10 protein-coding genes are annotated in these 7,490 nt (G+C 64.1%); all 10 read left to right on the forward strand.

Annotated elements, in window-relative coordinates; translation table 11 throughout:
- Nucleotides 1–20 precede the first annotated feature (20 nt).
- From ccmA to V7787_RS51705, 10 genes are read left to right on the forward strand one after another with little or no spacing between them, the layout of a single operon-like run.
- A complete protein-coding gene (gene ccmA, locus V7787_RS51660) occupies nucleotides 21–653 on the forward strand; it encodes a cytochrome c biogenesis heme-transporting ATPase CcmA (protein ID WP_004577457.1) in 633 nt (210 codons plus the stop codon).
- Complete coding sequence (gene ccmB, locus V7787_RS51665; protein WP_064491604.1) at nucleotides 650–1,318, forward strand: heme exporter protein CcmB; 669 nt, start codon at nucleotides 650–652, stop codon at nucleotides 1,316–1,318. The genes ccmA and ccmB overlap by 4 nt, the downstream gene beginning before the upstream one ends.
- A 46-nt stretch (nucleotides 1,319–1,364) precedes the next feature.
- The gene (locus V7787_RS51670) at nucleotides 1,365–2,132 is read left to right on the forward strand and encodes a heme ABC transporter permease (protein ID WP_010955058.1); all 768 of its coding nucleotides are present in this window, start codon (nucleotides 1,365–1,367) and stop codon (nucleotides 2,130–2,132) included.
- Nucleotides 2,129–2,305, forward strand: a complete 177-nt coding sequence (gene ccmD / locus V7787_RS51675; RefSeq protein WP_003254380.1) for a heme exporter protein CcmD — start codon at nucleotides 2,129–2,131, stop codon at nucleotides 2,303–2,305. The genes V7787_RS51670 and ccmD overlap by 4 nt, the downstream gene beginning before the upstream one ends.
- The gene (gene ccmE / locus V7787_RS51680; RefSeq protein WP_064491601.1) at nucleotides 2,302–2,757 is read left to right on the forward strand and encodes a cytochrome c maturation protein CcmE; all 456 of its coding nucleotides are present in this window, start codon (nucleotides 2,302–2,304) and stop codon (nucleotides 2,755–2,757) included. Before ccmD ends, ccmE begins: the two co-directional genes overlap by 4 nt.
- Entirely contained in the window at nucleotides 2,754–4,742 is a 1,989-nt protein-coding gene (locus tag V7787_RS51685; RefSeq protein ID WP_064491600.1) for a heme lyase CcmF/NrfE family subunit, read from the forward strand. Before ccmE ends, V7787_RS51685 begins: the two co-directional genes overlap by 4 nt.
- The gene (locus tag V7787_RS51690) at nucleotides 4,739–5,275 is read left to right on the forward strand and encodes a DsbE family thiol:disulfide interchange protein (RefSeq protein WP_014590171.1); all 537 of its coding nucleotides are present in this window, start codon (nucleotides 4,739–4,741) and stop codon (nucleotides 5,273–5,275) included. Before V7787_RS51685 ends, V7787_RS51690 begins: the two co-directional genes overlap by 4 nt.
- On the forward strand, nucleotides 5,272–5,748 hold the full coding sequence (locus tag V7787_RS51695) for a cytochrome c-type biogenesis protein (RefSeq protein WP_064491599.1): 477 nt from the start codon (nucleotides 5,272–5,274) through the stop codon (nucleotides 5,746–5,748). Before V7787_RS51690 ends, V7787_RS51695 begins: the two co-directional genes overlap by 4 nt.
- On the forward strand, nucleotides 5,741–6,937 hold the full coding sequence (gene ccmI / locus V7787_RS51700) for a c-type cytochrome biogenesis protein CcmI (RefSeq protein WP_064491598.1): 1,197 nt from the start codon (nucleotides 5,741–5,743) through the stop codon (nucleotides 6,935–6,937). The genes V7787_RS51695 and ccmI overlap by 8 nt, the downstream gene beginning before the upstream one ends.
- Nucleotides 6,938–6,949: 12 nt before the next feature.
- Complete coding sequence (locus V7787_RS51705) at nucleotides 6,950–7,366, forward strand: hypothetical protein (RefSeq protein ID WP_003254373.1); 417 nt, start codon at nucleotides 6,950–6,952, stop codon at nucleotides 7,364–7,366.
- Nucleotides 7,367–7,490 lie beyond the last annotated feature (124 nt).

Raw genomic sequence — 7,490 nt, forward strand, 5'->3', positions numbered from 1 at the left:
ACTAAAGATAAGGCGAAACCGTGACCCTTCACCTCCAAGCCGCAGGCCTGGCCTGCGAGCGCGACTGGCGCCTGCTGTTCGAACAGCTCGATTTCGAGCTGGGCGCCGGCGACATGCTGCAGATCAGTGGCCCCAACGGCAGCGGCAAGACCAGCCTGTTGCGCCTGCTGGCCGGGCTGATGCAGCCGACGGCCGGGCAGATTCTGCTGGGTGGCAAGCCCCTGGCAGAACAGCGTCATGCCTTGGCCAGCGCCCTGCTGTGGATTGGCCACGCCGCCGGCATCAAGGACTTGCTCACCGCCGAGGAGAATCTCACCTGGCTGTGCGCCCTGCACCAGCCGGCCAGCCGCGAGGCAATCTGGGCGGCGCTGGAGGCTGTCGGCCTGCGCGGTTTCGAAGACGTCCCCTGCCATACCCTGTCGGCCGGTCAGCAGCGCCGTGTGGCCCTGGCCCGGCTGCACCTGGCTTGCCCGCCGCTATGGATTCTCGACGAGCCGTTCACCGCGCTCGACAAGCAAGGCGTGGCGCAGCTTGAAGCGCACCTGGCAGCCCACTGCGAGCGGGGCGGCACGGTGGTGCTGACGACTCACCACACACTGGAACGCAAGCCCTCCGGTTACCGAGAACTGAACCTGGGGCAATGGGCTGCATGAGCGTATTCATTTTGCTGCTGCGCCGCGAAGCGCGCCTGCTGTTCCGTCGCCCGGCCGAACTGGCCAACCCGTTGGTGTTCTTCGCCATTGTCGTGGCCCTGTTCCCGCTGGCGGTCGGCCCGGAAAGCCAATTGTTGCAAACCTTGTCGCCGGGCCTGGTCTGGGTGGCAGCGTTGCTGGCCGTGTTGTTGTCGCTGGACGGCCTGTTCCGCAGCGATTTCGAAGACGGCTCGCTGGAGCAATGGGTGCTGTCGCCGCACCCACTGCCGCTGCTGGTGCTGGCCAAGGTGCTGGCGCACTGGATCTTTTCCGGGCTGGCGCTGGTATTGTTGGCGCCACTGCTGGCACTGATGCTGGGGCTGCCAAGCCATTGCCTGCCGGTGCTGCTCGGTTCGCTGCTGCTGGGTACGCCGGTATTGAGCTTGCTGGGCGCGGTAGGTGCGGCACTGACAGTCGGCCTTAAACGCGGAGGTTTGTTACTGGCGTTGCTGATTCTGCCGTTGTATATCCCTGTATTGATCCTGGGCAGTGGTGCGTTGCAAGCGGCGTTGCAAAATATGCCGGCAACCGGCCATCTGCTCTGGCTCGCCAGCCTGACGGCCCTGGCCGTTACCCTGGCACCCTTTGCGATAGCGGCCGGCCTGAAGATCAGCGTCGGCGAATAACGAGTCCCGGGCTCTCAAGCCCGGCAAATACCCTGGATGTACCCTGATGAAAATAAGCTGGACGTGGTTCCACAAGCTGGGCTCCCCGAAATGGTTCTATGCCATCAGCGGCCGCATGCTGCCGTGGCTGGCCGGTGCTGCCGTGCTCCTGCTGCTGGTCGGCATCACCTGGGGCCTGGCCTTCGCCCCCCAGGACTACCAGCAGGGCAACAGCTTCCGCATCATCTATATCCATGTGCCGGCGGCGATGCTGGCGCAGTCCTGCTATGTGCTGCTGGCGGTGGCCGGGGTGGTGGGGCTGGTGTGGAAGATGAAACTGGCCGACGTCGCCCTGCAGTGTGCCGCGCCCATTGGCGCCTGGATGACCGCCGTGGCGCTGGTTACCGGCGCCATCTGGGGCAAGCCGACCTGGGGCAGCTGGTGGGTGTGGGATGCCCGCCTTACGTCCATGCTCATCCTGCTGTTCCTGTACTTCGGCATTATTGCGCTGGGCCAGGCGATCAGTAATCGTGACAGTGCGGCCAAGGCCTGTGCGGTGCTTGCGATTGTCGGTGTGGTGAATATCCCGATCATCAAGTATTCGGTGGAGTGGTGGAACACCCTGCACCAGGGGGCCACCTTCACCCTTACCGAAAAGCCGGCGATGCCGGCCGAAATGTGGCTGCCGCTGTTGTGCACGGCGCTGGGTTTCTACTGTTTCTTCGGCGCTGTACTGCTGCTGCGCATGCGCCTTGAAGTGCTCAAGCGCGAAGCACGCGCCAGTTGGGTCAGGGACGAAGTATTGAACAGCCTGGGGCGGAGGGCCGCACAATGAGCTTTGCCACCTTCGGTGACTTTCTCGCCATGGGCCACCATGGCCTGTACGTGTGGTCGGCCTATGGCATCTGCCTGGCGGTGCTGGCGCTGAACGTTGGTGCGCCACTGCTGGCCCGTCGTCGCTATTTGCAAGAAGAGGCGCGCCGTTTGCGCCGGGAGAACAACCAGTGAATCCGCAGCGCAAGAAACGCCTGTTGCTCATCGTCGGCCTGCTGGTCGGCGTCGGGGTTGCCGTCGGCTTTGCCTTGAGCGCATTGCAGCAGAACATCAACCTGTTCTATACACCGACCCAGATCGCCAACGGCGAAGCCCCGCTGGACACGCGCATCCGCGCTGGCGGCATGGTCGAGAAAGGCTCGGTGCAGCGTTCGGCCGACTCGCTGGACGTGCGTTTCGTGGTAACCGACTTCAACAAGTCGGTACCCATCACCTACCGCGGCATCCTCCCCGACCTGTTCCGCGAAGGGCAGGGCATCGTCGCCCTTGGCAAGCTCAATGCCGACGGTGTGGTGGTAGCCGATGAGGTGCTGGCCAAGCACGACGAGAAATACATGCCGCCCGAAGTCACCAAGGCCCTGAAGGAAAGCGGCCAGGCCGCTACCGACGGGGAGACGAAGCCATGAACGCAGCACTTGTAGTCCCCGAACTGGGCCAGTTGGCGATGATTCTGGCCATCTGCTTTGCCGTCGTGCAGGCCAGTGTGCCGCTGCTTGGCGCGTGGCGTGGCGACAGCCTGTGGATGAGCCTGGCGCGGCCGGCAGCGTGGGGGCAGTTCGCCTTCCTGACGTTTGCCTTTGCCTGCCTGACCCATGCCTTCATGACAGACAATTTCTCGGTCGCCTATGTGGCCAGCAACTCCAACAGCGCCTTGCCCTGGTACTACAAGTTCAGTGCGGTGTGGGGCGCCCATGAGGGTTCGTTGCTGCTTTGGGCGCTGATCCTCGGCGGCTGGACCTTTGCCGTGTCGGTGTTCTCCCGGCAGTTGCCGCAGGTGATGCTGGCCCGCGTGCTGGCGGTAATGGGCATGATCAGCGTGGGCTTCCTGAGCTTCCTGATCATTACTTCCAACCCGTTCCAGCGCCTGCTGCCGCAGGTGCCGACCGATGGCCGTGACCTCAACCCGCTGCTGCAGGACTTTGGCCTGATCGTTCACCCACCCATGCTCTACATGGGCTATGTGGGCTTCTCGGTGGCCTTCGCGTTCGCGATTGCCGCCTTGCTCGGCGGCCGGCTGGACGCTGCCTGGGCGCGCTGGTCGCGGCCGTGGACCATCGTCGCCTGGGCGTTCCTGGGTGTTGGCATCACCTTGGGGTCGTGGTGGGCCTACTACGAACTGGGCTGGGGTGGCTGGTGGTTCTGGGACCCGGTGGAAAACGCCTCGTTCATGCCTTGGCTGGTGGGCACCGCACTGATCCACTCGCTGGCGGTGACCGAGAAACGCGGGGTGTTCAAGAGCTGGACCGTGCTGCTGGCAATTGCCGCATTCTCGCTGAGCCTGCTGGGTACCTTCCTGGTGCGTTCCGGAGTGCTGACCTCGGTGCACGCGTTTGCCGCCGACCCGTCGCGGGGTATTTTCATCCTGTTTTTCCTGCTGTTCGTGGTCGGCGGGTCGCTCACCCTGTTCGCCCTGCGCGCACCGGTGGTCAAGAGCCAGGTCGGTTTCGCCCTGTGGTCGCGTGAAACGCTGCTGCTGGCCAACAACCTAGTGCTGGTGGTCGCGGCTTCGATGATTCTGCTCGGTACCCTGTACCCATTGGTGCTCGATGCCCTGACCGGGGCCAAGCTGTCGGTCGGCCCGCCCTATTTCGACGCCTTGTTCCTGCCGCTGATGGCGCTGCTGATGGTGGTGCTGAGCGTGGGCGTGGTGGTGCGCTGGAAGGACACCCCGGGCAAATGGCTGGTCAGCATGATGACCCCGGTATTGATCGGCAGTGCCATCCTTGCCCCGGTTGCCGGCTTTATCGTCGACGATTTCGATTGGCCGACGCTGACGGCCTTCGCCCTGGCCGCCTGGGTGGTGCTTGGCGGGCTGCGTGACATTTTTGACAAGACCCGCCACAAGGGCCTGGTCAAAGGCCTGCCGGGCCTGGGCCGCAGCTACTGGGGCATGCAACTGGCGCACTTGGGCCTGGCGGTGTGTGCGCTAGGCGTGGTGCTGTCCAGCAACAACAGCGCCGAGCGCGACCTGCGCATGGCGCCGGGCGAAAGCGTGGAGCTGGGTGGCTACCACTTCCTGTTCCAGGGCGCCAAGCACTTCGAGGGGCCGAACTTCATCTCTGACAAGGGCACCATCGTGGTCAGCCGCGAGGGCCGTGAAGTGACCACACTGTACCCGGAGAAGCGCCTGTACACCGTGCAGCAGTCGATGATGACCGAAGCAGGCATCGACGCCGGCTTTACCCGCGACCTGTACGTCGCGCTTGGCGAGCCACTGGAGAATGGCGCCTGGGCTGTGCGCGTACATATTAAGCCTTACGTCCGCTGGATCTGGCTGGGCGGTCTGCTGACCGGCCTGGGCGGGTTGCTGGCGGCCCTCGACCGGCGCTACCGCGTCAAGGTCAAGACCCGGGTGCGTGATGTCCTGGGCGTGTCTGGAGCAGCTGCATGAAGCGTTGGATCATGGTAGTGCCCCTTGCAGTATTCCTGCTGGTGGCGGTGTTCCTCTACAAGGGGCTTTTCCTCAAGCCCGACGAGCTGCCTTCGGCAATGATCGGCAAACCGTTCCCTGCGTTTTCCCTGGCGTCGACACAGGGGGACCGCACCCTGACTCAGGCCGACTTGCAGGGGCGCCCGGCACTGGTCAACGTGTGGGCCACCTGGTGTCCGTCGTGCAAGGTCGAGCACCCGTACCTGAACCAGCTGGCACAGCAGGGTGTGGTGATCCATGGGGTCAACTACAAGGATGACAACGCCGCCGCGCAGAAGTGGTTGGCCGAGTTCCACAACCCCTATCAGCTGGATATTCGTGACGAACAGGGCAGCCTGGGCCTGGACCTTGGGGTGTATGGGGCGCCGGAAACCTTCCTGATCGATGCCAAGGGCATCATCCGCTACAAGCACGTAGGCATCGTCGATGCCACGGTCTGGCGTGAACAGCTGGCGCCGTTGTACCAGGGCCTGATCGACGAGGCCAAGCCATGAGGCGCTGGCTGGCAGCTGCGGTGCTGGGCTTGAGCCTGGCCGGTGTGGCCAAGGCGGCGATCGACACCTATCAGTTTCGCGACGAGGCCGAGCGCGAGCGTTACCAACAGTTGACCAAGGAACTGCGCTGCCCCAAGTGCCAGAACCAGGATATTGCCGACTCCAACGCGCCGATTGCTGCCGACCTGCGCCGGGAAATCTTCCGCATGCTCGGCGAAGGCCAGAGCAACCAGCAGATCATCGACTTCATGGTCGACCGCTATGGCGACTTCGTGCGCTACAAGCCGGCGCTCAGCGGGCGTACCTGGCTGCTGTGGTTTGGCCCGGGGATCTTGCTGGCCGGTGGTTTCGTGGTGCTGGCGGTGATCGTACGCCGGCGCCGTGCTACGGCCGCGCAGGGCGCCGATGAGTTGTCTGCCGAAGAACGCGAGCGTCTCGCCAAACTGCTGGAAAAAGAACAGACCCATGATTGAATTCTGGCTTAGCGCGGGCCTTCTGCTGCTCGCTGCCCTCAGCTTTTTGCTGCTCCCGATCCTGCGTGGCCGCCGTCGCCAGCAGGAAGAAGACCGCACGGCCTTGAACGTGGCCCTTTATCAGGAACGTGTCGCCGAACTGGCGGCCCAGCAAGCCGCCGGTGTGCTCGATGAGGCGCAGATGGCCAAGGGCCGGGACGAGGCTGCCCGCGAGCTGCTGGCCGATACCGAAGGCGCCGAGGCCCCGCGCCAGGGGCATTTGGGCAAGGCCCTGCCGCTGCTGGCTGCGGGACTGGTGCCGCTGATGGCGCTGGGGCTGTACCTGCATTTTGGTGCGGCGGACAAGGTGGCGCTGACCCAGGAGTTTGCCGAGGCACCCAAGTCGATGGAAGAAATGACTACGCGCCTTGAGCGCGTGGTGCAGGCCCAGCCGGATTCGGCCGAGGCCATGTATTTCCTTGGCCGGGCCTACATGGCCGAGCAGCGCCCGGCCGATGCCGCGCGTACGTTCGAACGGGCCGTGGCCTTGGCCGGCCGCCAGCCCGAGCTGCTGGGGCAGTGGGCCCAGGCCCAGTATTTTGCCGCCAACAAGCAGTGGAGCCCGCAATTGCAGGCGCTGACTGACGAAGCGTTGAAGGCTGACCCCAACGAGGTGACCAGCCTGGGCCTGCGCGGTATTGCTGCGTTTGAAGGCGAGCGTTATCAGGAAGCCATCGACTACTGGAAGCGCTTGCTGGCGCAGTTGCCAGAAGGTGATGCATCGCGAGCGGCCCTGCAGGGTGGTATCGACCGCGCCGCCGAGCGCTTGGGTGGGGTGCCAGCAGAGGCGACCGAGCCTGCACCTGTGGCGGCTCGCCTGAAAGTGCGGGTGGAACTGGCGGCTGCCTTGAAGGACAAGGTCAAGCCGGACGACACGGTGTTTATCTTCGCTCGCGCCAGCAATGGCCCGCCGATGCCACTGGCGGCCAAGCGGGTGACCGTGGCGCAGTTGCCGATCGAGGTGGAGTTGTCTGATGCTGATGCGATGATGCCGCAGATGAAACTGTCGCAGTATGCCGAAGTCCAACTGGTTGCACGTGTTTCACGCGCGGGTCAGCCTACCCAGGGTGAGTGGGTTGGCCGGGGTGCTCCGTTGTCTAGCGCCACCCAGGCTACCCAGCGCCTGACCATCGACACTCCAGACCAGTAAGAGAGCAATGCCATGCACAGCACCGTCCGCCTGACCCTGATTACCCTGGCCCTGGGTTTGTCTGCGTGTACGGTGCATGAGCCGTACGAGCAGCCCGCGCCACCGATCGAGCGTGTGCCACCGTCGGGGCCGGTGGTCAAGCCCTTGCCGGGCAGGCAGCCTGCCACTTCGCCGAGCAAGCCGGCGGCGATACCCAAGCCCATGCCGCGCACCTCGGCCAGCTTTGCGCCACCGCCTGGCGGGGCAAGCCACTGGGATCCCAAGCTGGGTGTATATGTGTTGGAGAAACAGCCCAATACCTTCTACCGGCAGCGTACCTACTATCGGTTTGATAACGGCTGGAGCTGGTCGTTGAGCCCGAATGGGCCTTGGCAGGAAACTGACAGCAGTGGTGTACCAGGTGGGTTAGGGCGGGCGTTCGCACAGTAACGCTGTTTCTGTATCTGCTTCTGCTTCTGCTTTTGCTTTTGCTTGTAAGCGCGCGATAGTTCAAGCGACGCAGATTGCGACTTCAGGAGGCCGAGCGCAGGGCTTGCGAAGGGAGGTGACGGGC

It is taken from the genome of Pseudomonas sp. CGJS7, from assembly GCF_036961695.1.